The following is a 21,885-nucleotide window of genomic DNA, read 5'->3' on the forward strand; positions in this document are numbered from 1 at the left end:
CCGGCCTCCGAGAGTCGCGACCGAGGATGTCACGCCCCCCGTCCGAGGGGCAAGCGGGGCGCTACTCCGCCGCCGCCAGATGCCGGGCCGGGTCGTAGTTCAGGACCGGGCCGAGCCAGCGCTCGACCTCGCGGATGTCCATGCCCTTGCGGGCGGCGTAGTCCTCGACCTGATCGCGCTCGACCTTGGCGACGCCGAAGTAATGCGCGTCCGGATGGGCGAGGTAGAGCCCCGACACCGACGAGCCCGGCCACATCGCGTAGGATTCGGTGAGCTTCACGCCGATGCGGCGCTCCGCCTCCAGCAGGCCGAACAGCGTCACCTTCTCGGTGTGGTCGGGCTGGGCCGGGTAGCCCGGCGCCGGGCGGATGCCCTGATACTCCTCCGAGACCAGTTCGGCGGGCGAGAAGGTCTCGCCGGCGGCGTAGCCCCAGAACTCGCGGCGCACCCGCTCGTGCATCCGCTCGGCGAAGGCCTCGGCGATGCGGTCGGCCAGCGCCTTGACCAGGATCGAGCGGTAATCGTCGTTCTGGCGCTCGAACCGCTCGGCGATCCGCACCTCCTCGAGCCCGGCCGTGACCACGAAGCCGCCGACGTAGTCGGCGAGGCCGGTCTCGGCCGGCGCCACGAAGTCCGACAGGCAGGTATTGGGGCGCCCGTCGCGCTTCGAGAGCTGCTGGCGCAGGCCGTGGAAGGTCGCCAGCGCCTCGGTCCGGCTCTCGCCGGTGAAGAGCCGGATGTCGTCGCCGACCGCGTTGGCCGGCCAGAAGCCGATCACCGCCTTCGGGTTGAACCAGCGCTCCTCCACGATCTGCCGCAGCATGGCCTGGGCGTCTTCGAACAGGGCGCGGGCGGCCGGCCCCTGCTCGGGGTCGTCGAGGATCGCCGGGTAGCGGCCCTTGAACTCGTAGGTCTGGAGGAAGGGCGTCCAGTCGATGTAGGGCACCAGATCCGCCACGTCGTAGCTGCGGAACACGCGCGTGCCCGTGAAACTCGGCTTCGTCGGCGCGTAGGCCGCCCAGTTCGGCCTGAAGGCGTTGGCGCGGGCACGCGCCAGCGGCAGACGCTGCTTGTCGGCCTCCGCCCGGGCATGGGCGTCGGCGACGCGCCTGTACTCGGCCCGCACCGACTCGATCGTCTGCCCCTTGGTGTCGGGCGAGAGCAGGCTCGACACCACCCCGACGGCGCGGCTGGCGTCGGTGACGTAGACCGCCTGCCCCTTCTCGTAGGCCGGGTGGATCTTCACCGCGGTGTGGACGCGGCTGGTGGTGGCGCCGCCGATCAGCAGCGGCACGTCGAAGCCCTCGCGCTCCATCTCGGCGGCGACGTGGACCATCTCGTCGAGCGACGGCGTGATGAGGCCGGACAGGCCGACGATGTCGACCTTCTCCTTGCGCGCCGTGTCGAGGATTTTTGCCGCCGGCACCATCACGCCGAGATCGATGATCTCGTAGTTGTTGCAGGCCAGCACGACGCCGACGATGTTCTTGCCGATGTCGTGGACGTCGCCCTTGACGGTCGCCATCAGGACCTTGCCGGCCGAGCGCCGGCCGGCGGCCTCGCCGTTCGCGGCCTTCTCGGCCTCCATGAACGGCATCAGGTAGGCGACCGCCTGCTTCATCACGCGGGCCGACTTCACCACCTGCGGCAGGAACATCTTGCCCGCGCCGAACAGGTCGCCGACCACGTTCATCCCGGCCATCAGCGGGCCCTCGATGACGTGGAGGGGCCGCTCGGCGCCCTGACGCGCCTCCTCGGTGTCGGCCTCGACGAACTCGGTGATGCCGTTGACGAGCGCGTGCTCCAGCCGTTTCGCCACCGGCGCCTCGCGCCAGGCGAGGTCGGCGGTGCGGGCCTGGGCCGGGCCGCCCTTGAACTTGGCCGCCTGATCGAGCAGGCGCTCGGTCGCGTCCGCCCGGCGGTTGAGGACCACGTCCTCGCACAGCTCGCGCAGCTCGGGATCGAGCTCGTCGTAGACCGCGAGCTGGCCGGCATTCACGATGCCCATATCCATGCCGACCTTGATGGCGTGGTACAGGAACACCGCGTGCATCGCCTCGCGCACCGGCTCGTTGCCGCGGAAAGCGAAGGACAGGTTGGAGATGCCGCCCGAGATGTGGGCGTGCGGCAGCGTCTCGCGGATGGTGCGGGCCGCCTCGATGAAGGCGACGCCGTAGCCGTTGTGCTCCTCGATGCCGGTCGCGACCGCGAACACGTTCGGGTCGAACACGATGTCCTCTGGCGGGAACCCGACTTCCTCGGTCAGGATCCGGTAGGCGCGCGTGCAGATCTCGACCTTGCGCTCGTAGCTGTCGGCCTGCCCCTGCTCGTCGAAGGCCATCACCACCACGGCGGCGCCGTAGGCGCGGCAGATGCGGGCCTCGGCGACGAACTTCTCGACCCCTTCCTTCATCGAGATCGAGTTCACGATCGGCTTGCCCTGGATGCACTTCAGGCCGGCCTCGATCACCGCGAACTTCGAGGAATCGACCATCACCGGCACTCGGGCGATGTCGGGCTCGGCGGCGACGAGGTTCAGGAACTCGACCATCGCCTTTTCGGAATCGAGCAGGCCCTCGTCCATGTTGACGTCGATGACCTGGGCGCCGGCCGCGACCTGATCGCGGGCGACGTCGAGGGCGGCGGCGTAGTCGCCGTTGGTGATGAGCTTGCGGAACCTGGCCGAACCGGTGACGTTCGTGCGCTCGCCGACGTTGACGAACGGGATCTCCTTGGCGAGCGTGAACGGCTCCAGGCCCGACAGCCGCATCAGGCGCGGCACCTCCGGCACCCGGCGCGGCGCCTTGCCGGCGACCGCCCCCGCGATGGCGCGAATGTGGTCCGGGGTGGTGCCGCAGCAGCCGCCGACCATGTTGACGAGGCCGCTCTCGGCGAACTCGCCCACCAGGGCCGCCATCGCCTCCGGGCTCTCGTCGTAGAGGCCGAACTCGTTCGGCAGGCCGGCATTCGGGTAGGCGCAGACCAGGGTGTCGCAGACCCGCGACAGCTCGCTGATATGGGCGCGCATCTCGCGGGCGCCGAGCGCGCAGTTGAGGCCGAAGGTCAGCGGCTCGGCGTGGCGCAGGGAATGCCAGAACGCCGTCGGGGTCTGGCCCGACAGGGTGCGGCCCGACAGGTCGGTGATCGTGCCCGAGATCATGATCGGCAGGCGCAAGCCGGTCTCGTCGAACACCTGCCACGTCGCCGCCACCGCCGCCTTGGCGTTGAGGGTGTCGAAGACCGTCTCGATCAGGATCAGCTCGGCGCCGCCCTCGATGAGTCCCCTCACCTGCTCGGCGTAAGCCGCGCGGACCCCATCGAAGGTCACGGCGCGGTAGCCCGGGTTGTTGACGTCGGGCGAGATCGACAGGGTGCGGTTGGTCGGACCGATGGCGCCGGCGACGAAGCGGCGGCGACCGTCCTGCTTCTCGGCGAGACGCGCGGCCTCGCGGGCGAGCCGGGCGCCCTCGCGGTTCAGCTCGCGCACCACCGGCTCCATGCCGTAATCGGCCTGCGCGATGGTGGTGCCCGAGAAGGTGTTGGTCTCGACCACGTCGGCGCCGGCCAGGAAGTAGTCGAGGTGGATCTGCCGGATCGCGTCGGGCTGCGTCAGGATCAGAAGGTCGTTGTTGCCCTTCTGGTCGTGGCCGTGGTCGCGGAAGCGCGCGCCGCGGAAATCGGCCTCGCCGAGGCCGAGGCGCTGGATCACCGTGCCCATCGCCCCGTCGAGGACGAGGATCTTTTCGGCCGCGCGCCGGCGCAGGGCGTTCAGGATTTCGGCACCGTCGACGGGACGAAGGTCGGTCATCGGATGGGTGTTCCGCAGGCAACGCGGTCGTCGGGACCGCGGGATGGGACTGAGAATCATGCCGGGGCCGGCGGCCCCGCCTCGTGTCTGGTCGCCGGTCGGGCGCGGACGGCCGGAGCCGCTTCGCGCCCGATCCTCACTCGTCGACCGGCATCGCCCCGAGGCGCGCCTCGATGCCGGCGACGCGAGCGCCGACGGCGTCCATCGCTTCCACGCCGAGCATCTCCCGGTGGCCATCGAAGCGCGGATCGTCCGCGTGAGCGCCCGTCGTCACCTCCGCCACGACGTCGCGTCCCTCTCTCCGCAGGGCCGCGAGCGTGGCGAGGATCCGCGATCCGGATGCGGCCGTCACGCCGCCGCCTTCTCCTCGCCCGCCACCGTGCCGCGCAGGCCGAGCAGATGGCAGATCGCGTAGACGAGGTCGGCGCGGTTCATGGTGTAGAAATGGAAGTCGGTGACGCCGCGGTCGACGAGGTCGAGCACCTGCTCGGCGGCGACCGCCGCGGCCACCAGCTTGCGGGTGCCGACGTCGTCCTCCAGCCCCTCGAAGCGGGCCGCCAGCCAGTCCGGCACCGAGGCGCCGGTGCGCTTGGCGAAGTTCGCCGCCTGCTTGAAGTTCTGCACCGGCAGGATGCCCGGGATGATCGGGATGTCGATGCCGCGGGCCTGGACCCGGTCGAGGTAGCGGAAATACAGGTCGTTGTCGAAGAAGAACTGGGTGATCGCCCGGGTCGCGCCGGCGTCGATCTTGGCCTTCAGGGCGTCGATGTCGACGTCGAGCGACGGCGCCTCGGGATGGCGCTCGGGATAGGCCGAGACCGAGACCTCGAAATCGCCGACGCGCTTGATGCCGGCCACCAGATCGCACGAGCGGGCGTAGCCCCCCGGATGCGGCCGGTAGGCGTGGCCGACGCCCTCGGCCGGGTCGCCACGCAGGGCCACGATGTGGCGCACCCCGGCGTCCCAGTAGGCCCGCACGACGTCGTCGACCTCGTCGGTCGTCGCCGCCACGCAGGTCAGGTGCGCGGCCGGGTTCAGGTTGGTCTCGCGCACCATCCGGGCGACGGTGTTGTGGGTGCGCTCCCGGGTCGTGCCGCCGGCGCCGTAGGTCACTGAGACGAAGTCGGGCTGGAGCGGCGCGAGGCGCTCGATCGAGGACCACAGGGTCTGCTCCATCTCGGCGCTCTTCGGCGGGAAGAACTCGAACGAGACCCGGATCGGACGACGGCTCTCGCGGCTGCGGCGGAAGGCGGTGGTGACCATCGGTGAGGCTCGGCTGTCGGGATGGAAGGAGGATGTCGTGTCTCGGCGGGCCGCGTCAGGCGACCCGGGCGAGGGCGGTGTCGGCCTGGGTTTCGTGGGCGAGCCACAGGGTGACGGTGAGCTGGTCGCCGTCGGCGCGGGCCGGGGCGAGATGGCGGACCTCGACCGCGCCGAGCCCGGCATCGGCGAGCCAGCCGACGACCTGCTCGGGCGCGAAGCCGAGGCGGCGATGGGCCTGGGCCTCGCGCAGGAATTCGAGGTCGTGGGGCGCGAAGTCGACCACCAGCAGACGGCCCCCGGGGGCGACGAGGCGGGCCGCCTCGCGGAGCGCCCGGGCCGGATCGTCGAGGTAGTGCAGCACCTGATGCACCAGCACGAGGTCGAAGCTGCCGCGCCCGAAGGGCGGCGCGTTGATGTCGCCCTGGCGCAGGTCGACCCGGGCGAGGCCGAGGCGCTCCAGGTTGGCGCGGGCCACCGACAGCATCGCGTGGCTGGCGTCGAGCCCGGTGGCGCGGGCGGCGCGGGGGCCGAGCAGGCCGAGCATCCGCCCGGTGCCGGTGCCGAGATCGATGAGGGTCCCGACCGCGCCGGGGCCGAGGATGTCGAGGATCGCCGCCTCGACGGTGGCCTCCGGCACGTGCAGGGAGCGCAAGCGGTCCCATTGCGGCGCGAGGCGGGCAAAGAAGCTCTGCGCCGCCTCGGCGCGCTGGGCCCGGACGGCATCGAGGCGCGAGCGGTCCTCCGACAGGGGCGGCGCCGCGCGGTCGAGCCCGGCGAGGAGCGGCGCGACGAGGTCGGCCGCGCCCTCGACGAGGCGGAAGAACGCCCAGGCACCCTCGCGGTGGCGCTCGATGAGGCCCGCCTCGACCATCAGCTTGAGGTGGCGCGAGATCCGCGGCTGCGACTGGCCGAGGATGTCGGTGAAATCGGAGACCGTCAGCTCGCCCTCGCCGAGCAGGGCCAGGATGCGCAGGCGCGTCTCCTCCGCCGCCGCGCGCAGCACGCCCAGGGCATCACCGAAGGAAACCGATCCCGCCATCGCCTCACGCGCTCGCTCGAAACATAAAGATATCTTTATGTGAGCCACGGGCTTGATGCAAGCGTTTCGTCGTCCGGCCGGGCGTACCGCGCGGTGCCCTCGCCCTTCGCGGCCGGCCTCGCGCCCGATCCGGACGCGACGACGCCGCGGCGAGGGCTCGCCGCGGCGTCGTCGTTGACTGGCAGACGCGAAGACCGAGGCGGCCGGGCTCTACGCCACCGCCGCCTTGCGGCTCTTGGCCGGCCAGCCGAGGCTGACGAGCCGGGCCTTGGCGTGCTCGCGGACCTCGTCGCGCAAACCGGCCGGCATGCCGGCGAGCAGGCGCTGGGTGTCGGTGTCGAGCATCAGGTCGGTGACGGCGTTGATCGTCTTGGCCTTGTCGATCCGCGCCTTCAGGTCGGCCTCGGCCGAGGCGCCGCCATCGGCGGCCGGCACGACCTCGTCGTCGACGGCCTCCGCCGCCTCCCCGCCCCTGCCGCGGCCGTTGTCCTGCTCGGGCACCGCCCGCGCGGCGGGCTCGCGGCTCACCGCCTCGCGCCCGCTCGGGTCGGGGCGGCTCGCCCGGAACTCGTCGGCCTCGTCCTCCGAATACAGCAGGCCGTGCAGGCCGATCAGCTTCAGGATCACGCGATCCTTCGCCCGCTTCTCGGCCATGGCGAAGACGTAGGCCGCCTGCTTGCCCGAGACGCGGTAGTTCACCCCGATCAGCGCCTCGCCGATCGACCACTCGGTGCGGTCGCCGCCGGGGCCCGGCACGTGGCCGGTGACGAGGATCACCGCCTCGTCGCGCTCGGCGCGCACGATCACCGGCGCGTCGAACCGGATCCGGGCCTGGGCCGCGATGCGTTCCAGCGCCTTGTGGTAGATCACGGCGGTGCCCTGCACCCGCCAGACGTTGCCGGCCAAGGGCTCGCCGTAGGTCGCGAGGATGTCCGCGATCTGCTTGTCCGTCGTTGCGCTCATGCGATCGATCTCACCTGCGTAGACGCGGGGCGGGCACGCCTGCGCGCCGCCGACCGCCTCCGATCTTCTATCAGAGATAGGTGGTGATGAGCGAGCGAAAACGCCAGATTTGACGCCGGTCGGCGGTGCGGCGAGGCGTCCTCCCGGGCGGCTTCATCTTGAGCGTTCCGGCTCCTGCGAGGCAGAGCGACGGACTCTCGGAGCCCTCGGATCGCGGCGACATCTTTCGCCGCTTGATGGAAGCGCCCATGTTCGCTATGTGTTCCTTAAGCTGTAGCAATCACTTGACCGGATCGAGGCCGTGACGGCCGGCGCCGGTCCTGCCCGGGAGCGGCCATGCCGACGACGACCGACGCCCTGTCCCTGGCCGAGAATCCGGGCCGCCGCCGGGCCTCTACGCGGGCGCGCCGCGCCTTGCCGGCGGCGCCCCGGATGGCGCTGGTGGCGGATTTCCTGGCGGTGGCGGCCCTCGACCCGGCGGTCGAATCGCTGCGCCCGGCGCCGGCTCCGGCGCGGCTCACCCTCGGCGCGACGACGATCGAGCACGCGGCCGACTTCGAGGTGTTTCGCACCGACGAGCCCGGCCTGCTCGTCGACGTGGTGGCGGAGGACGACCTGCGTCACCATCCGCTGCGCACCGCCTACGTCGCCGGCGAGCCGGTCGCCGCCGCCGACGGCCGCCGCTTCGTCATCGAGAGCGCCGCCACCCTCCGGGCCGAGCCGCGGCTGTCGACGGTGCGGCTGGTGATGGCCTGCCGCCGCACCGTCGTGTCGGCCGGGGACCGGGTGCGGATCCTGCACTACCTCGACGAGTGCGGCACCGGCCGGCTGGTCGAGTGCGCGGCGGTGGTCCAGAACGCGCCGGACGGCGTCGCGGCGGTGCTGGCGCTCGCGGTCGAGGGGCTGCTCGCGATCGACATCGGCCGGCCGATCCTGCCCGAGACGCCGGTGCGCCGCCGCCCGCTGCCCTTCGCCGATCCGTTCGGGTTCTGAGCGTTCAGCGTCCGCGCCGCGCCGTCGCCGCCTCGACCAGGGAGCGGATCGCTGCCCGCACCGGTTCGGGCGTGTCGTCGCGGACGAACTTCGCCTCGATCTCCTCGCGGATCATCGCGCCGTCGTCGCTGCGGGCGAGGTCGGTCGCGGTCTCGGCCTGGAGCAGCGACACGAACGCGCTCTCGACGCCCGGCGCCGGGGCGAAATCCTGCGCCGCCGCGACCTGCCGGCCGGTGAGGTCGAACACCTCGGCGGCGTGCGGCAACACCTCGGGGGCGAGGGCGAGGTCGGCCGAGAGGATCCAGGCGGCGGGCTCGTGGGCGAGCAGGTCGACCGAGGTCCGGGTGATGTTGCCGGGGTTGAACCACAGGGTGCCGCCGACGGTGATCGGCCGGTGGCGCTTGTGGACGTGGCCGTTGACCACGAGGTCGCAGCCGGCGACCCGGTGGGGCGGCACCGCCCCCGGATAGCCGGCCCCGAACGCGATGTCGTGGTGGGTGAGCCAGACGGTGCGGTCGCAGGCCGGCAGCAGACCCGTCACGTCGTCGGGGATGACCTGCCCGAACGGCGTGACGCCGAGGCCGAGCACCGTCCCGTCGATCGCGAACCGGGCGGCCGGGCCGGAATCCGGCGCGATGTCGAGCACGTCGGAGAGCGCCAGCACCGCGAGGCTGTCGCCGTCCGACAGCCGAGTGTGGCGGATGTCGTGGTTGCCGACATTCGCCAGCGGCCGGTGGCGAAACGCCTTGAGGATCCGCACCAGCCGCGCCTTGAGGCTCTCGTCCGGCTCGACCGGGTGCTCGAACAGGTCGCCGAGCAGCACCGGCGCGAGGTCGCGGGCATTGGCGAGGGCGACGCAATGGTCGAGCTTGGCCAGGACCGGCCCCGGCCAGTCCGGGTCGCGCCGGCGCCCGGGCCGGCGCGACGAGACGTGCGGGTCGCCGATCAGCAGCAGGCCGGCGCAGGCGAGCGGCGGCGCGTCGAGGCGTTCTCCCGCGAGGATCACGCCGCCTCCCCGGGACTGGCGCGGTGCCCGTCGAGGAGGTGCGCGGCGGCGGCCGGCGCACCGCAGGCCGGGCAGCGCCCGCCGGTGGCGGCGAGGAGCGCGGCCGCCTCGTACCCGGCCGGGACCGGCTCCCGGGACGGCAGGGCGGCGAGGATCGCGGCGCGCGCTTCGGCCGCCCGCCGATCGCGGGAGGCCGCGAGCAGGCGCTCGCCGAGGGCGACCCGGTGGCGGTCCTCCGCCAGGGTGCGGCCGAGGGCGGCGGCCGCCTCCGGGTCGGGCAGGCCAGCGAAGGCGGCGTCGCGCAGGCCCGCCGCCCGATGCTCGGCCGATAGTCGGCCGAGGCCGGCGGCCCGGGCCTCGATCCGCCGCAGCCGGTCGTCGGCCTGCGCCAGGGCGCCGGCCTGCCGCCGCAGGGAGTCGATCGCGAGCGCGATCCCGTCGAGGTCGGCGAAGCCCAATGCCACCTCGCGCAGCCGGGTGATCTCGCGCTCGCCCTCGCGCACGGTGCGCTGGTCGTCGATCACCCGCTCGCGCTGGATCGCCTGCATGTCGCGCACGATGCCTGCCTCGCGGCCGATCGACAGCACGGCCGAGCGCTTGGCCGGCTTCTCGCCGAGCAGGAAGACCGGGAACTTCTGGTGCGCGACATGGAGGTCGAGGTCCTCGACCCGGCGGATCCCGAACAGGCGGTCGACCCAGTCGGGCACATCGCGGCCGCCGGTCTCGAGCCGCGCCCCGCGCTCGACCGCGAGGCTGCCGTCGGGCTCGTGCAGCGACCACAGGTTGACCGGACTGCGCCGCGGCTGACGCACGAAGCGCAAGGTTCGCCCGCCGGCGACGCCGATCTCGATCCGGGCCGCGGTGGCCCCGGCCCGCACGAGGCCGTCGCGGGCCTCGCCGTAGAACACCGCCCGCAGGGCGCGGATCACCGTCGACTTGCCGGTGTTGTTCGGACCGATCAGGGCGTTGACGCCGGGGCCGAGCGGCAGCGTCGCGTCGGCGAAGCCCTGCACGTCGACGAGGCGCACGAAGCGGAACCCGGGCTGGTCCGGCGCCCAGGCGGCGGCGCAGGCGGCCGCGGGACCGTCGATGGCGACGCCGGTCGCCGGGCGGCCGGCGACCCGGCTCACCGCCATGCCGGCGGCGACGGCCCCGAGGTCGTGATGCGAGATCGCGAGGCATTGCACGCCGAGGCGGGCGGCGCCGTCCTCCAGCACCCGGTAGAAGGCCGGAACCCGGTCGGGGGCGATCCAGCAATCGGCCTCGTCGAGGGCGAGGAAGCGCCCGACACCGGCCTTGACCACCGCGATCAGCCGCAGCGCCATGCCGACGACGTTGGTCATCGCGCCGCCGTTGTCCTCCAGCACGTCCTCACGGCCGCCGTCGGGGCGCATCAGCCCGATATCGAGGGCCGGCAGGCCGCGCTCGGTGGCGAGTTCGAGCGAGACCGGCTTCTCGCCGGGCAGCACCTCCTGCACCAGGGCGGTGAGCAGGGTCTCGAAGCTCGCGAGGCTGCGCTGATGGGCGTCCTGCTGCAGGTCGCGCAGGCAGGCATCGACCGCGTCGCGCTGGGCGAGGCGGCCCTTGGCCTCGGCGACGACCGCCGCCCGGGCCGCGATCGCGGCTCCCACGGCGTCGCGCCGCGCCTCGGCCCCGGCGAGGGCACGGCCGAGGCGCGCCACCGCGTCGGCCGCCTCGTCGGCCCGCATCAGCGCGGCTCGGGCAGAGCCGCGAGGCGATCCCTCACCGCCTGCACCGCCTCGGCGAAAGCGGCGACCTGCCGGGCGTTCTCCGCCCGCACCGCCTCGATCATCGCCCGGATCTCGGCCTCGTCGTCGGTGCCGAGTTCCTCGCGCGCCTGGGCGCGGGCGGCCTCCAGCTCCCGGGTCAGGCGTTCGACATCGCTCTGCGCGCGGATGCGGTCCTCGCGCAGCGTCTCGTAGGCCGGGCGCAGGGCATCGAGCCGCTTGAGCGCGGCGGCATCCTGGCCCGTGCGGGTCGTGGTCATGGCGTCCCCTTCGCGTCCCGAGAAGATGGCGTTGCCGAGGCCGTTGCGCCAGAGGCGGATGTTCCAGGAACGTTCGCGGAATGCGGTTGACGAATCTCGCAAATCACCGCAGTGTTCGCCTCATGTTCCATGACGCACCCGACCGGACCGCGTGGGTGCGGGACGGACGCGACGAGGCCCCGATGGACGCACTCCGCCAGGACGATTTCGGCCAGGACGACGCCGCGCTCTTCGAGAACCGCGACTGGTCGGTGCTGGCGGACGGGCTCGAACATCGCGCCACCGGCTATTTCATCGCCCGCGACGCCCTCGCTTCCCGCGGCCCGGACGGCTACTGGGAGTGGCCGCTGCACCTGTCCGAGAAGGAGTGGTGCGGCGTGCGCAGCTTCCGCGAGGCGTTCCTGGCCGCCCTCGCCGCCTTCGGCATCGCCGCCGACCAGCGCCTGTCGCTGTCCTTCGCCCTCGGCTTCGGCACCCGGGTCGGCGGCCCGGCACCCGACGAGGCGGTCCGCCTCGGCGATCTCGTGCGCCTCAAGCCGCCGGCCCGCCGCACCCTGCCGCGCCAGCCCGAGCCGGTCGCCCTGGCGGCGGCGGGCTGAGGGCCGCACTTATCGTGCCGGGAACGCCTCCTCGAACTTCGCCACCTCGCCGCGGGACGGGGTCTCCAGGCTGCCCTCCCACATCACCGCGTGGCCGCGCACCACGGTGCCGACCGGCCAGCCGGTGACGGCGACGCCGTCATAGGGGGTCCAGCCGCAGCGCGAGGCGATCCAGCCGTTGGTGATCGTCTCCCGGCGCTTGAGGTCGACCACCGTCACGTCGGCGTCGTAGCCGACGGCGAGGCGGCCCTTGCGGGCGAGCCCGAACAGGCGCTTGGGGCCGGCGCTGGTCAGGTCGACGAACCGCGCCAGCGACAGGCGCCCGGCGGCGACGTGGTCGAGCATGATCGGCACCAGCGTCTGCACCCCGGTCATGCCCGAGGGCGAATCGGGATAGGGCTTGGCCTTCTCCTCGAGGGTGTGCGGCGCGTGGTCGGAGCCGAGCACGTCGGCGACGCCCTGGGTAAGGCCCCACCACAGCGCCTCACGGTGGGCCGCGTCGCGCACCGGCGGGTTCATCTGCACCAGCGTGCCGAGGCGCGCGTAAGCCTCGTCGCCGTCGAGGGTGAGATGGTGCGGGGTCAGCTCGGCCGTCGCCACGTCCTTGTGGTCGGCGAGGAAGCGCATCTCCTCGGCGGTCGAGATGTGCAGGACGTGGATGCGCGCGCCGGTCTCGCGGGCGATGCGCACGAGGCGCTGCGTCGCCTTGAGGGCAGCCTCCGGCGAGCGCCAGACCGGATGCGACGACGGATCGCCCGGCACCCGCAGCGGTTTACGCTCGCGCAGCATCGCCTCGTCCTCGGCGTGGAAGGCGGCGCGGCGGCGGATGCGCTTGAGGATCTCGGCGATGCCGGCATCGTCCTCGACGAGGAGCGACCCGGTCGAGGAGCCGATGAACACCTTGATCCCGGCCGCCCCCGGCAGGCGCTCGAGTTCGGCGACGTCGGCGGCGTTCTCGTGGGTGCCGCCGACCCAGAACGCGAAGTCGCAATGCATCCGGTGATGGCCGCGCCGGACCTTGTCGGCGAGCGCCTCCGGCGTCGTGGTCTGGGGATTGGTGTTCGGCATCTCGAACACCGTCGTGACCCCGCCCATCACGGCGGCGCGCGACCCGGTCTCCAGGTCCTCCTTGTGGTCGAGCCCGGGCTCGCGGAAATGGACCTGGCTGTCGATGACGCCGGGCAGCAGGTGCAGGCCGCGGCAATCCCGCTCCGTTCCGGCGCTCGCCTGCGACAGGTCGCCGATCGCCGCGATGCGGCCGTCGCGCACGCCGATGTCGGCGGCGCCGATGCCGTCCTGGTTGACGACGGTGCCGCCGCGCAGGATCAGGTCGAAGCTCTGGCTGGTGACGCTCTGGCCCATGGGGCGGCTCCGGTGCATTGAGGGCGGGGCGGTGCGGGCTTATGTCAGCCCTCGCCGGGGTTCAAGCGCGCGGCCCCGGGGAAGGATGTGAGCCGCGATGCCCCTCGCCCCCCTGCCGGACCGTGCCGTCGTGTCGGTGTCCGGCGCCGACGCCACGAGCTTTCTCCAGGGTCTCCTGACCTGCAACGTCGAGTCGCTGCCCGAGGGCGAGGCCCGGCTCGGTGCCCTGCTGTCGCCGCAGGGCAAGATCCTGTTCGACTTCCTCGTCTCCCGCGACGGCGACGGCTTCCGCCTCGACGCGCCGCGCGACCGCGCGGCCGATCTCGTCAAGCGGCTCTCGCTGTACCGCCTGCGGGCGAAGGTGACGGTGGCGGAGACGCCGCTCGCCGTCCTCGCCGGCTGGGATGCGCCGGCGCCTGACGGCGCCCTGCGCGACGGCCGCCTGCCCGAACTCGGCTGGCGGCTCTACCGGCCGGACGCCGAGGCGCCGGCCGGCGACGCGACCGCGGCCGCCTATCACGCCCACCGCGTCGCCCTGGCGGTGCCCGAGAGCGGCGCCGACTACGCCCTGGGCGACGCCTTCCCGCACGAGGCCGGCATGGACCAGCTCGGCGGGGTCGATTTCCGCAAGGGCTGCTACGTCGGCCAGGAGGTGGTGTCGCGGATGCAGCATCGCGGCACCGCCCGCACCCGGATCGTCGGCCTCGCCTACCGCGACGGCGTCGCGGCGGCACCGGGCGCGCCGGTCACCGCCGGGCAGCGCACCCTCGGCCAGACCGGCAGCGCCGCCGGGAGCCGCGGCCTCGCGCTGCTGCGCCTCGACCGGCTGTCGGACGCCCTTGCCGCCGGCGAGGCGGTCGAGGTCGAGCATCGGCCGGTCGCGGTGGAGAAGCCGGCCTATGCGAATTTTGGGTTTCCGGGGTAGGAATCGAACGGCCGGCGCGCTTGAACCCTCCCCCCTCTGCGCACGGCTGTCCGGGCAAAAATCCCTTCAAAATCAAGCGCGGGATCCCCTCTCCCGAGTGGGAGAGGGGTAGGGTGAGGGTGGCTCGGGGTCAGAATAGAGAAGCAAGCGTCGAGTTGCGCAGCTCAACACTGGTAATTCGATCCTGATCCCAAGCCACCCTCACCCCCGACCCCTCTCCCACTCGGGAGAGGGGAGGCGCGCCACTTCTTTCCCCGGACAGCCCTGCCCTCTGCGGGGAGGGTAGCGAGCGGAGCGGGACGCATTCCCGCCGAGAGGGGAACGCGACGCCGATTCAGGTGGTGCCCGTCACCGCGGTCGCGACTGTTCAGGAAGCGTCCCCTCTCCCGCCCCGCATCCGCGGGGCACCCTCCCCCGCAGAGGGGGGAGGGTCAGGACGGCGGTGCTATGTCCGCCGGATCCGCCCCGTCGAACTCCGGCGGCGCTCCCTCCACCCACACCGCCCGCAGCACGAACACCCGGATCGCCGAGGACAGGTTCTGCCCGCCCCGTCCGGCATCGACCTCGCCGATCAGCGCCTGCATCGAGGTGCCGCGGGCGGCGGCGAGGTGGCGCAGGGCGTCCCAGAACGGCGCCTCCAGCGACACGCTGGTGCGGTGGCCGGCGATCATCACCGACCGCTTCAGGATTCCCGGTTCCGGCCCGCCGGCCGCGGAGCTCATTCCTCGGCGGGATCGGTCTTCGACAGGCGGTGGCCCTCATGACGGGACTGCTCCAGCGCCTTCTGGGTCTCGGCCCGGGTCCTGGCCGTCTTGGGCCGGCCGAAGGCGGCGCGGTTGCGGCCAGCCTCCTCGGCCTTGGCCGCCTTCTCGCGCGCCTTGCGCACCTGCCTGAGATTGATGATCTCCGCCATCGGCCGCTCCTCCGCACAGGAAGCCGGCGCGGACCCTGCACGGCCGCGCCGGTCGAGACACATCAAGGTGCCCGCAAATCCGCGCGGGCGCCAGAGGTTTGCGCTACTCGGCGCTCGGGGCCAGCATGTCCTCGGGCCGCACCACCGCGTCGAACTGCTCGGCGGTGACGTAGCCGAGCCGCAGGGCCTCGTCCTTCAGGGTGGTGCCGTTCTTGTGCGCCGTCTTGGCGATCTCGGCGGCCTTGTCGTAGCCGATGGTCGGGGCGAGCGCGGTGACGAGCATCAGCGAGCGGCTCATCAGGTCGGCGATGCGGTCGGTGTTCGGCTTGATGCCGACGACGCAGTTGTCGGCGAAGCTCACCGCCACGTCGGCGAGCAGCCGCACCGATTGCAGCACCGCGTTGCCGATCACCGGCTTGAACACGTTCAGCTCGAAATGGCCCTGGCTGCCGGCCATCGAGACGGCGGTGCCGTTGCCGATCACCTGGCAGCACACCATCGTCATCGCCTCGGCCTGGGTCGGGTTGACCTTGCCGGGCATGATCGAGGAGCCGGGCTCGTTCTCCGGCAGCGAGATCTCGCCGAGGCCCGAGCGCGGCCCCGAGCCCATCAGCCGGATGTCGTTGGCGATCTTGAACAGGCCGCTCGCCAGCGCCGACAGCGCCCCTTGCGTGAACACCAGGGCGTCGTGAGTCGCCAGCGCCTCGAACTTGTTGTCGGCCGAGGTGAAGGGCAGCCCGGTCAGCTCCGCCACCTTGGCGGCGAATTTTTCGGCGAAGTCCGGATGGGCGTTGAGGCCGGTGCCGACCGCGGTGCCGCCCTGGGCCAGCGCCAGCACGCCCGGCAGCGTCGCGGCGACCCGGGCGCCGCCGAGGGAGACCTGCGCGGCGTAGCCGGAGAATTCCTGGCCGAGGGTGACCGGGGTGGCGTCCTGGAGGTGGGTGCGGCCGATCTTGACGATGTCGGCGAACGCCTTGGCCTTCGCGTCGAGGGCGCCGTGCAGGTGGTGCAGCGCCGGCATCAGCCGGTCGTTGATCTCGCGCGCCACCGCGATGTGCATCGCGGTCGGGAAGGTGTCGTTGGAGGACTGGCCGCGGTTGACGTGGTCGTTGGGGTGGACCGGCGACTTGCCGCCGCGCTGGCCGCCGAGGCGCTCGTTGGCGAGGCTGGCGATGACCTCGTTGGCGTTCATGTTCGACTGGGTGCCCGAGCCGGTCTGCCAGACGACCAGCGGGAACTCGTCGTCGTGGCGGCCCTCGACCACCTCGGCGGCGGAAGCCGCGACCGCGTCCGCGACCTTGACGTCGAGCACGCCGAGATCCTTGTTCACCAGCGCGGCCGCCTGCTTGACGAGGCCGAGGGCGTGGACGAGCGGCGCCGGCATGCGCTCGGTGCCGATCTTGAAGTTCTGGATCGAGCGCTGGGTCTGCGCGCCCCAGTAGCGGTGCGCCGGGACCTCGATCGGGCCGAACGTGTCGGATTCGGTGCGGGTGGCGGTCTCGGTCGGCGACATCATGGCCTCTTTGGCGGGTCTGGACGGCGCCTACTTAAGCCAAGAGCGGCGGCGGCGCGACCGCGATTCGCCCGCGCCTGAGACGCCTTCGAGGTTCGCGCATGCCCGAGACCATCGCCGTGGAGGCCGACGCCCGGTCGCGGCCCCTGTTCCGCCCGGTGGTGCCGCGCCCGCGCACCGAGCCGATGGACCTGTTCACCTTCCTCAAGGCGGCGCGGGCGAACCCGATCACCACCTGGTTCGCCGAGCATTTCGAGCAGCCGATCGTCGCCGGCGAAGGAGCGATCGGCCGGATCACCGTGGTCAGCGAGCCGTCGGCGATCCGCCGCATCCTCGTCGACAACGCCGCCAACTACCGCAAGGACGACCTCCAGCGCCGGGTGCTGGCGCCGGGCCTCGGCAACGGCCTGCTCACCGCCGAGGGCGACGAGTGGCGCCTGCAGCGCCGCACCCTCGCGCCGATTTTCTCGCCGCGCCACGTCGCCGGCTTCCACGCCCCGATGAGCGCCGCAGCCGCCCGCCTCGCCCGGCGGGTGACGCGCCGGGACGGGCAGACCATCGACGTCGCCCTCGAGATGACGCGGGTCACCCTCGACGTGCTGGAGCGCACGATCTTCACCCACGGCCTGCCGCGCGACCCCGACGCCCTCGGGCGGGCGATCACCCGCTACTTCGAGGCGCTCGGCCCCATCGACCCGCTCGACGTGTTCGGCATGCCCGACTGGCTGCCGCGGATCGGCCGCCTGCGCGCCCGCCCGGCGCTGCGCTTCTTCGCCGAGGTGGTGGACGAGCTGATCGAGCGCCGCCGGGACGTGCTGGCGCGGGGCGAGGCGCCGCACGACCTGCTGTCGCTGCTGCTGAAGGCGCAGGATCCCGAGACCGGCCGCGGCCTGTCGGACCTCGAGGTCAAGGCGAACATCGTCACCTTCATCGGCGCCGGGCACGAGACCACCGCCAACGCCCTGACCTGGACGCTCTACTGCCTGTCGCAGGACGAGACCGCCCGCGCGGCGGTCGAGGACGAGATCGACGCGGCCTTCGCGGCCTCCGACGCGCCGCAGGCCGACGCCCTGCCCTGGACCCGGGCCTGCCTCGAAGAGGCGATGCGGCTGTTTCCGCCGGTGCCGTTCATGAGCCGGCAGGCGCTGGAGGAGGATCGCATCGGCCGCATCAAGATCCCGCGCGGCTCGCTCGTCACGGTGGCGCCCTACGTGCTGCACCGCCACCGGACGCTGTGGGACGAGCCGGATGCGTTCCTGCCCGAGCGGTTCCTGCCGGGGGCCCGCGGGCGGATCGACCGCTTCGCCTACCTGCCGTTCGGCGCCGGTCCGCGGGTCTGCATCGGCCAGAGCTTTTCCGTGATGGAGGCGACCGTGGTGCTCGGCCACCTGCTGCGGGCGGTGCGCCTGGAGCGCCCGGCCGGCGCGGCACCGGTGACGCCGCTGCACCGGGTCACGCTGCGCCCGGCGGAGAGCCTGAGGATGCGGGTGACGGCGCGGCGGTGAGCCGCGCGGAGCGCCCCGTTAGTTCTTCTTGCGGAAGGCGTCGAGGCTGACGACGGAGGCGCCGCCCTCGGCCGGCGCGTCGGCCTCGGGGGTCTCGGCCTCGGCGGCAGCCGGCTTCTCGGGGGTGGTCGCGGGGAGCTTCGGCACGCTCGCGGCGATGGCCGGCACCTTCGGCGCTGCCTCGGCCGGCTCGGAGCCGGCGCCGCGGATCGCCCGCAGGGTCGGCGCGGCGCCGGCGGCCGGGGCCGCGGCCTCCTCGCCGCCGGTGCCGTCGTTGAGCTCGAACTTGAGGCCGAACTGGACCGAGGGGTCGAAGAACCCGGTCACCGCCTCGAACGGGACCAGCAGCCGCTCGGGTACGCCGGAGAACGACAGCCCGACCTCGAAGGTGTGCTCGGTGACGCCGAGGTCCCAGAACTGGTGCTGGAGCACGATCGTCATGTCCTGCGGGTACTTTTCCCGCAGGCGCTGCGAGATGCGCACGCCCGGGTAGTCGGTGCGGAACGAGACGTAGAAATGGTGCTCGCCCATCAGGCCGTCGCGGGCGGCGTCGCCGATCACCTTGCGCACCACGCTGCGGAGTGCGTCCTGCACCAGGAGATCGTAGCGAATCAGATCGTCTGCCATCAACAGTCGCTTGCCTGGTGCCGCGAGGCCGTTCGGAAAAATTGAGTGGAGGCTTCTGTTGCCAGGTGCCTCCGAACCCCGCCTATGCGGTGCTACCCGCCAGGACTTCGTTTGGTCTTGGGGACCGCTTACGCGGCCACCGCCACCGGAGCAAAGTTGTCGTTGGCAACTATTGCAAAGGCCCGATAACGGCGGAACCATGCCGAGCGAAAGTCCAACCTTTACGCCCTCGTCGATCCTATTTCGCCCCCGCCGGAACCCGGCCCGTGTGGACCGGTTCGGGTTCGGGTGGAGGCGCCGGGTACCGCCCCCGGGTCCGATAGGTTTATTCCGAAGAACGTTTATCGCCATAGCCGGCCTTGCGACCGGCACTCGCAATATAGGGGCACTCGCGGCGGTTTTGAAGCCCATCGATCGCCATTCCGCGCCGGATCCGGCGGATGCGGCGGGCCGGCCACGGCGGCCGGGCCTGCGGCTGGTCGTCCTGGTGCTGCGCGCGCCCGTCTTCCTCGTCGCGGCGGGCCTTCTCGGCCTCGCGGCGGTCGCCGGGTCCGAGCGGCTGCTGGTGCTGCTCGGGCTGCGGCCGGCGGCGTTCGGGCCCGGCGGCTCCGGGCCGTCCGCCCTGGCCCTCGCGATGGTGCCGCTGCCGATCCTCGTCGGGCTGGTGGCGTGGCGCGCCCGTGTCCGCCATGGCGGCGGCTGGGCGCGGGCGCTCGGCCTCGTCGTCCCGCGCTCGCCCGGCCGCCTCGCGCTCGCGCTCGCGCTGTGGCCGCCGCTCCAGATCGGGTGGACGGCGATGCTGGCGGCCGCCTCCGGGGTGCCGCTGTCGCGGGCCTGGCAGCTGCCGCCGTTCGCCGGCGCCACCCTGGCGGCCTGGATCGTCTGGCTCGTGGTGTTGGCGCCGGTGGCGGAGGAGATGCTGTTTCGCGGCGACCTGTTCGCCCGCGCCCGCGGCCTGCTCGGGCCGGCCGCCACGGTCGTCCTCGCGGCCGGGCTGTTCGCGTTGAGCCACGCCGAGCGCGGCTGGGCGCAGCCGCTCTCGGTACTGCCGCTCGGCCTCGTGCTCGGCGCGGTGCGGCTGTGGTGCGCCAGCCTGTGGGCCGCGATCCTGCTGCACGCGGCGAGCAACGGCGCCGTCGTCGCGGTGATGCTGTGGCACGCCCGGCCGTGAACCATCGCGGCACGTTTCGGCGGACAACCCGTCAGGGCAATTGGGTGAAACCCGATTGTCGATCCGGCGGGCGCGAAGAGCGCCCCGCGCAGCGGGTCCAGGAGGACGACTGTCCTCCCGGACGCAGAGCGGAGCGAAGCCAAGGTCGCGGAGGCGGCCGCCGGCGACTGAGGCCAAGCAGGAAACCCAGGGCAATCGGGTTCACCCGATTGCCCTGGACAACCCGTCAGGAGAGGTGCCCGGGCGGGCCCGGATCGGCTAGGTTCTCGGGCTCCGGAGGACAGCGATGCGCCCCTACCACGACCTCCTCCAGCGGATCCTGAACCACGGGGTCGAGAAGCACGACCGCACCGGCACCGGCACGCTGTCGGTCTTCGGGCACCAGATGCGCTTCGACCTCGCCGAGGGCTTCCCCCTGGTGACCACCAAGCGGCTGCACCTGCGCTCGATCATCCACGAGCTGCTGTGGTTCCTCGCCGGCGACACCAACGTCGCGTATCTCCAGTCGAACGGCGTCACGATCTGGGACGAGTGGGCCGACGAGCGCGGCGACCTCGGCCCGGTCTACGGCAAGCAGTGGCGCTCCTGGGCCAAGCCGGACGGCGGCAGCGTCGACCAGATCGCCTGGGTGCTCGACGAGATCCGCCGCAACCCCGATTCCCGCCGCCTCGTCGTGTCGGCCTGGAACCCCGCCGATCTCGACCGGATGGCGCTGGCGCCCTGCCATTGCCTGTTCCAGTTCTACGTCGCGGACGGGCGGCTGTCGTGCCAGCTCTACCAGCGCTCCGCCGACGTCTTTCTCGGCGTGCCGTTCAACATCGCGAGCTACGCGCTCCTGACGGCGATGATGGCGCAGGCGACCGGGCTCCGGCCCGGCGACTTCGTCCACACCCTCGGCGACGCCCACCTCTACGTGAACCACCTCACCCAGGCCCGCGAGCAGCTCGGCCGCGACCTGCGCCCCCTGCCCCGACTGCGGCTCAACCCGGAGGTGCGCTCGCTGTTCGAGTTTCGCTACGACGACGTCGCGATCGAGGGCTACGATCCGCACCCGGCGATCCGGGCGCCGGTCGCGGTGTAGCTCGGCTCCTGCGCGGACCGGCCCCGCCCGATCCGCCCTGCGCCGCGACGGCCTGGGCGCCCGAGCCGGGTGGCTCCGTCCCCGATCATACGAAATCCGATTGATCGCTCGGCGATCCCTCCGGGATTGCTTCGCGATGCGGATTTCGGCTTCGCTCAAGCGTGTGGAGCCTCCGGCTCCACCGCGCGGGCTGATGATACGATTTTCGGAACTGATCGTCCGAAAATCGTATCACAGATCCTCCAGCCTCACCGGATACGCATGCGGGCGCCGCGCCAGCATCGCGTCGATCAGCGCCAGCACCTCGCGCCGGCCGGCATTCGCCGCCTGCTCGAACGGGGTCCAGGTCTGGTCGAAGTCGAGGGCGGCGAAGACCTCGCGGTAGCGCCGCAGCTCCGCCGGGGTCAGCGGCACGCCGCGCACGAACGCCTTGTGGGCCGAGATGGTCAGCGCCCGGCGCGGGTCGGCGGGGTCGAGCTCGAACTTCAGGGCGTCGCCGCAGAACACGATCCGGCGGGCGCGGTCGTACAGCACCGCGTGACCGTCGAAATGGCCGGCGGTGCGGATCAGGCTCAGGCCGGGCAGCGGCTCGAGGTCGTCGTCGTAGGGCCACGACACCTGGAGCGCGGCGCTCCAGGTGAAGTCGGCCGCCGGCAGGGCGAGTTCGGGATCGAAGCGGTCCTGGAGCTGCGCCAGGGCGCCGTAGCTGTGCGGGTGCGAGGCCGAGATCACCTTCAGCCCGCCGAGGGCCGCGATGTGGTCGAGCGCCGCCTCGCTGAAGACCGGGCAGCCCTCGAACCCCATGTTGCCCTCGGGCGTGACGATCACGTAGGCGCTCGGGCCGATGCCCGAGACGGGGTCGTTCCAGAACCGCCACACCCCGGGCTCGACCTCGGCCCAGTGGCACGGGAAGGCGGCCTGCGCCTCGGCCACGGTGCGGAAGCGCCAGCCGTCCTGCGGCACGACGTGGCGGGCGTCGAGGCAGAGCGGGCAGGACGGCGGGGCCGCGAAGTGGCGCTGCCAGAAGCCGCAATTGTCGCAGACGAAGCCGGGCAGATCGAGGGCGCCCGCGAAGGGCAGGTAACCGGGCACGGGCGCGTCCTCGCCGT

20 protein-coding genes and 1 other RNA gene are annotated in these 21,885 nt (G+C 72.5%); 6 read left to right on the forward strand and 15 right to left on the reverse strand.

The features are described 5' to 3' along the window. Positions 1 to 61: 61 nt before the first annotated feature. The 5 genes from metH to EOE48_RS07055 form a co-directional block, all read right to left on the reverse strand. On the reverse strand, positions 62 to 3,808 hold the full coding sequence (gene metH, locus EOE48_RS07035) for a methionine synthase (RefSeq protein ID WP_127728084.1): 3,747 nt from the start codon (positions 3,806 to 3,808) through the stop codon (positions 62 to 64). A gap of 136 nt (positions 3,809 to 3,944) precedes the next feature. Continuing rightward, a complete protein-coding gene (locus EOE48_RS07040) occupies positions 3,945 to 4,160 on the reverse strand; it encodes a hypothetical protein (protein ID WP_127728085.1) in 216 nt (71 codons plus the stop codon). Then, on the reverse strand, positions 4,157 to 5,071 hold the full coding sequence (gene metF / locus EOE48_RS07045) for a methylenetetrahydrofolate reductase [NAD(P)H] (RefSeq protein WP_127728086.1): 915 nt from the start codon (positions 5,069 to 5,071) through the stop codon (positions 4,157 to 4,159). Before metF ends, EOE48_RS07040 begins: the two co-directional genes overlap by 4 nt. 55 nt (positions 5,072 to 5,126) lie before the next feature. Then, on the reverse strand, positions 5,127 to 6,110 hold the full coding sequence (locus EOE48_RS07050; RefSeq protein WP_127728087.1) for an ArsR/SmtB family transcription factor: 984 nt from the start codon (positions 6,108 to 6,110) through the stop codon (positions 5,127 to 5,129). Positions 6,111 to 6,320: 210 nt separating this feature from the next. Then, complete coding sequence (locus EOE48_RS07055; protein ID WP_127728088.1) at positions 6,321 to 7,073, reverse strand: trna delta -isopentenylpyrophosphate transferase; 753 nt, start codon at positions 7,071 to 7,073, stop codon at positions 6,321 to 6,323. A 336-nt stretch (positions 7,074 to 7,409) separates the two neighbouring features. Between EOE48_RS07055 and EOE48_RS07060 the strand changes: the two genes are divergently transcribed. Continuing rightward, complete coding sequence (locus EOE48_RS07060; protein WP_127728089.1) at positions 7,410 to 8,066, forward strand: hypothetical protein; 657 nt, start codon at positions 7,410 to 7,412, stop codon at positions 8,064 to 8,066. 4 nt (positions 8,067 to 8,070) lie between these two features. Here the strand turns inward: EOE48_RS07060 and EOE48_RS07065 are convergent, their stop codons facing one another. From EOE48_RS07065 to EOE48_RS07075, 3 genes are read right to left on the reverse strand one after another with little or no spacing between them, the layout of a single operon-like run. Next, complete coding sequence (locus EOE48_RS07065) at positions 8,071 to 9,072, reverse strand: metallophosphoesterase family protein (protein WP_127728090.1); 1,002 nt, start codon at positions 9,070 to 9,072, stop codon at positions 8,071 to 8,073. Then, positions 9,069 to 10,781, reverse strand: coding sequence for an AAA family ATPase (locus EOE48_RS07070; RefSeq protein WP_127728091.1), 1,713 nt, complete (start codon positions 10,779 to 10,781; stop codon positions 9,069 to 9,071). Before EOE48_RS07070 ends, EOE48_RS07065 begins: the two co-directional genes overlap by 4 nt. Beyond that, positions 10,781 to 11,080 carry a hypothetical protein gene (locus tag EOE48_RS07075; protein ID WP_127728092.1) on the reverse strand — a complete coding sequence of 100 codons (300 nt, stop codon included), beginning with the start codon at positions 11,078 to 11,080 and terminating at the stop codon, positions 10,781 to 10,783. The genes EOE48_RS07070 and EOE48_RS07075 overlap by 1 nt, the downstream gene beginning before the upstream one ends. Positions 11,081 to 11,262: 182 nt before the next feature. Here EOE48_RS07075 and EOE48_RS07080 point away from each other — a divergent pair, with 182 nt between their 5' ends. Continuing rightward, the gene (locus EOE48_RS07080; RefSeq protein ID WP_127728093.1) at positions 11,263 to 11,679 is read left to right on the forward strand and encodes a hypothetical protein; all 417 of its coding nucleotides are present in this window, start codon (positions 11,263 to 11,265) and stop codon (positions 11,677 to 11,679) included. A 9-nt stretch (positions 11,680 to 11,688) separates the two neighbouring features. Here EOE48_RS07080 and EOE48_RS07085 read toward each other — a convergent pair whose 3' ends face one another. Further along, positions 11,689 to 13,041, reverse strand: a complete 1,353-nt coding sequence (locus EOE48_RS07085; RefSeq protein WP_127728094.1) for a dihydroorotase — start codon at positions 13,039 to 13,041, stop codon at positions 11,689 to 11,691. 97 nt (positions 13,042 to 13,138) lie between these two features. Between EOE48_RS07085 and ygfZ the strand changes: the two genes are divergently transcribed. Beyond that, on the forward strand, positions 13,139 to 13,966 hold the full coding sequence (gene ygfZ / locus EOE48_RS07090; protein WP_127728095.1) for a CAF17-like 4Fe-4S cluster assembly/insertion protein YgfZ: 828 nt from the start codon (positions 13,139 to 13,141) through the stop codon (positions 13,964 to 13,966). Positions 13,967 to 14,397: 431 nt separating this feature from the next. On the opposite strand, the gene EOE48_RS07095 is transcribed toward ygfZ, so the two are convergent. The 3 genes from EOE48_RS07095 to fumC all read right to left on the reverse strand — a co-directional run bounded on the left by EOE48_RS07095 (position 14,398) and on the right by fumC (position 16,392). Further along, on the reverse strand, positions 14,398 to 14,688 hold the full coding sequence (locus tag EOE48_RS07095; RefSeq protein WP_127728096.1) for a ribbon-helix-helix domain-containing protein: 291 nt from the start codon (positions 14,686 to 14,688) through the stop codon (positions 14,398 to 14,400). Continuing rightward, entirely contained in the window at positions 14,685 to 14,879 is a 195-nt protein-coding gene (locus EOE48_RS07100) for a DUF4169 family protein (RefSeq protein WP_127728097.1), read from the reverse strand. The genes EOE48_RS07095 and EOE48_RS07100 overlap by 4 nt, the downstream gene beginning before the upstream one ends. A 103-nt stretch (positions 14,880 to 14,982) precedes the next feature. Next, complete coding sequence (gene fumC / locus EOE48_RS07105; RefSeq protein ID WP_127728098.1) at positions 14,983 to 16,392, reverse strand: class II fumarate hydratase; 1,410 nt, start codon at positions 16,390 to 16,392, stop codon at positions 14,983 to 14,985. A gap of 101 nt (positions 16,393 to 16,493) precedes the next feature. On the opposite strand from fumC, the gene EOE48_RS07110 reads away from it, so the two are divergent. Next, positions 16,494 to 17,897 (forward strand): cytochrome P450, encoded by a 1,404-nt coding sequence (locus EOE48_RS07110; protein ID WP_127728099.1) that lies wholly within the window; start codon positions 16,494 to 16,496, stop codon positions 17,895 to 17,897. Between the two features lie 18 nt (positions 17,898 to 17,915). Here EOE48_RS07110 and EOE48_RS07115 read toward each other — a convergent pair whose 3' ends face one another. Continuing rightward, a complete protein-coding gene (locus EOE48_RS07115; RefSeq protein WP_127728100.1) occupies positions 17,916 to 18,524 on the reverse strand; it encodes an SspB family protein in 609 nt (202 codons plus the stop codon). Between the two features lie 44 nt (positions 18,525 to 18,568). After that, positions 18,569 to 18,933, reverse strand: a transfer-messenger RNA (tmRNA) gene (gene ssrA, locus EOE48_RS07120). Here ssrA and EOE48_RS07125 point away from each other — a divergent pair. Both EOE48_RS07125 and EOE48_RS07130 read left to right on the forward strand, forming a co-directional pair. Further along, positions 18,925 to 19,695 (forward strand): CPBP family intramembrane glutamic endopeptidase, encoded by a 771-nt coding sequence (locus EOE48_RS07125; RefSeq protein ID WP_246154016.1) that lies wholly within the window; start codon positions 18,925 to 18,927, stop codon positions 19,693 to 19,695. The genes ssrA and EOE48_RS07125 overlap by 9 nt on opposite strands. A gap of 286 nt (positions 19,696 to 19,981) precedes the next feature. Continuing rightward, complete coding sequence (locus EOE48_RS07130; protein ID WP_127728102.1) at positions 19,982 to 20,776, forward strand: thymidylate synthase; 795 nt, start codon at positions 19,982 to 19,984, stop codon at positions 20,774 to 20,776. A gap of 231 nt (positions 20,777 to 21,007) precedes the next feature. Here the strand turns inward: EOE48_RS07130 and EOE48_RS07135 are convergent, their stop codons facing one another. Further along, positions 21,008 to 21,868 (reverse strand): MBL fold metallo-hydrolase, encoded by an 861-nt coding sequence (locus tag EOE48_RS07135; protein WP_127728103.1) that lies wholly within the window; start codon positions 21,866 to 21,868, stop codon positions 21,008 to 21,010. Positions 21,869 to 21,885 lie beyond the last annotated feature (17 nt).

The organism is Methylobacterium oryzihabitans (genome assembly GCF_004004555.2).
GTDB lineage: Bacteria > Pseudomonadota > Alphaproteobacteria > Rhizobiales > Beijerinckiaceae > Methylobacterium > Methylobacterium oryzihabitans.

Bases quoted from the DNA above. Each gene is read 5' to 3' on its own strand.
- metH (WP_127728084.1), bottom strand. From the start codon at position 3,808: ATGACCGACCTTCGTCCCGTCGACGGTGCCGAAATCCTGAACGCCCTG.
- metF (WP_127728086.1), bottom strand. From the start codon at position 5,071: ATGGTCACCACCGCCTTCCGCCGCAGCCGCGAGAGCCGTCGTCCGATC.
- EOE48_RS07050 (WP_127728087.1), bottom strand. From the start codon at position 6,110: ATGGCGGGATCGGTTTCCTTCGGTGATGCCCTGGGCGTGCTGCGCGCG.
- EOE48_RS07055 (WP_127728088.1), bottom strand. From the start codon at position 7,073: ATGAGCGCAACGACGGACAAGCAGATCGCGGACATCCTCGCGACCTAC.
- EOE48_RS07060 (WP_127728089.1), top strand. From the start codon at position 7,410: ATGCCGACGACGACCGACGCCCTGTCCCTGGCCGAGAATCCGGGCCGC.
- EOE48_RS07070 (WP_127728091.1), bottom strand. From the start codon at position 10,781: ATGCGGGCCGACGAGGCGGCCGACGCGGTGGCGCGCCTCGGCCGTGCC.
- EOE48_RS07075 (WP_127728092.1), bottom strand. From the start codon at position 11,080: ATGACCACGACCCGCACGGGCCAGGATGCCGCCGCGCTCAAGCGGCTC.
- EOE48_RS07080 (WP_127728093.1), top strand. From the start codon at position 11,263: ATGGACGCACTCCGCCAGGACGATTTCGGCCAGGACGACGCCGCGCTC.
- EOE48_RS07085 (WP_127728094.1), bottom strand. From the start codon at position 13,041: ATGGGCCAGAGCGTCACCAGCCAGAGCTTCGACCTGATCCTGCGCGGC.
- ygfZ (WP_127728095.1), top strand. From the start codon at position 13,139: ATGCCCCTCGCCCCCCTGCCGGACCGTGCCGTCGTGTCGGTGTCCGGC.
- EOE48_RS07095 (WP_127728096.1), bottom strand. From the start codon at position 14,688: ATGAGCTCCGCGGCCGGCGGGCCGGAACCGGGAATCCTGAAGCGGTCG.
- EOE48_RS07100 (WP_127728097.1), bottom strand. From the start codon at position 14,879: ATGGCGGAGATCATCAATCTCAGGCAGGTGCGCAAGGCGCGCGAGAAG.
- fumC (WP_127728098.1), bottom strand. From the start codon at position 16,392: ATGTCGCCGACCGAGACCGCCACCCGCACCGAATCCGACACGTTCGGC.
- EOE48_RS07110 (WP_127728099.1), top strand. From the start codon at position 16,494: ATGCCCGAGACCATCGCCGTGGAGGCCGACGCCCGGTCGCGGCCCCTG.
- EOE48_RS07115 (WP_127728100.1), bottom strand. From the start codon at position 18,524: ATGGCAGACGATCTGATTCGCTACGATCTCCTGGTGCAGGACGCACTC.
- EOE48_RS07130 (WP_127728102.1), top strand. From the start codon at position 19,982: ATGCGCCCCTACCACGACCTCCTCCAGCGGATCCTGAACCACGGGGTC.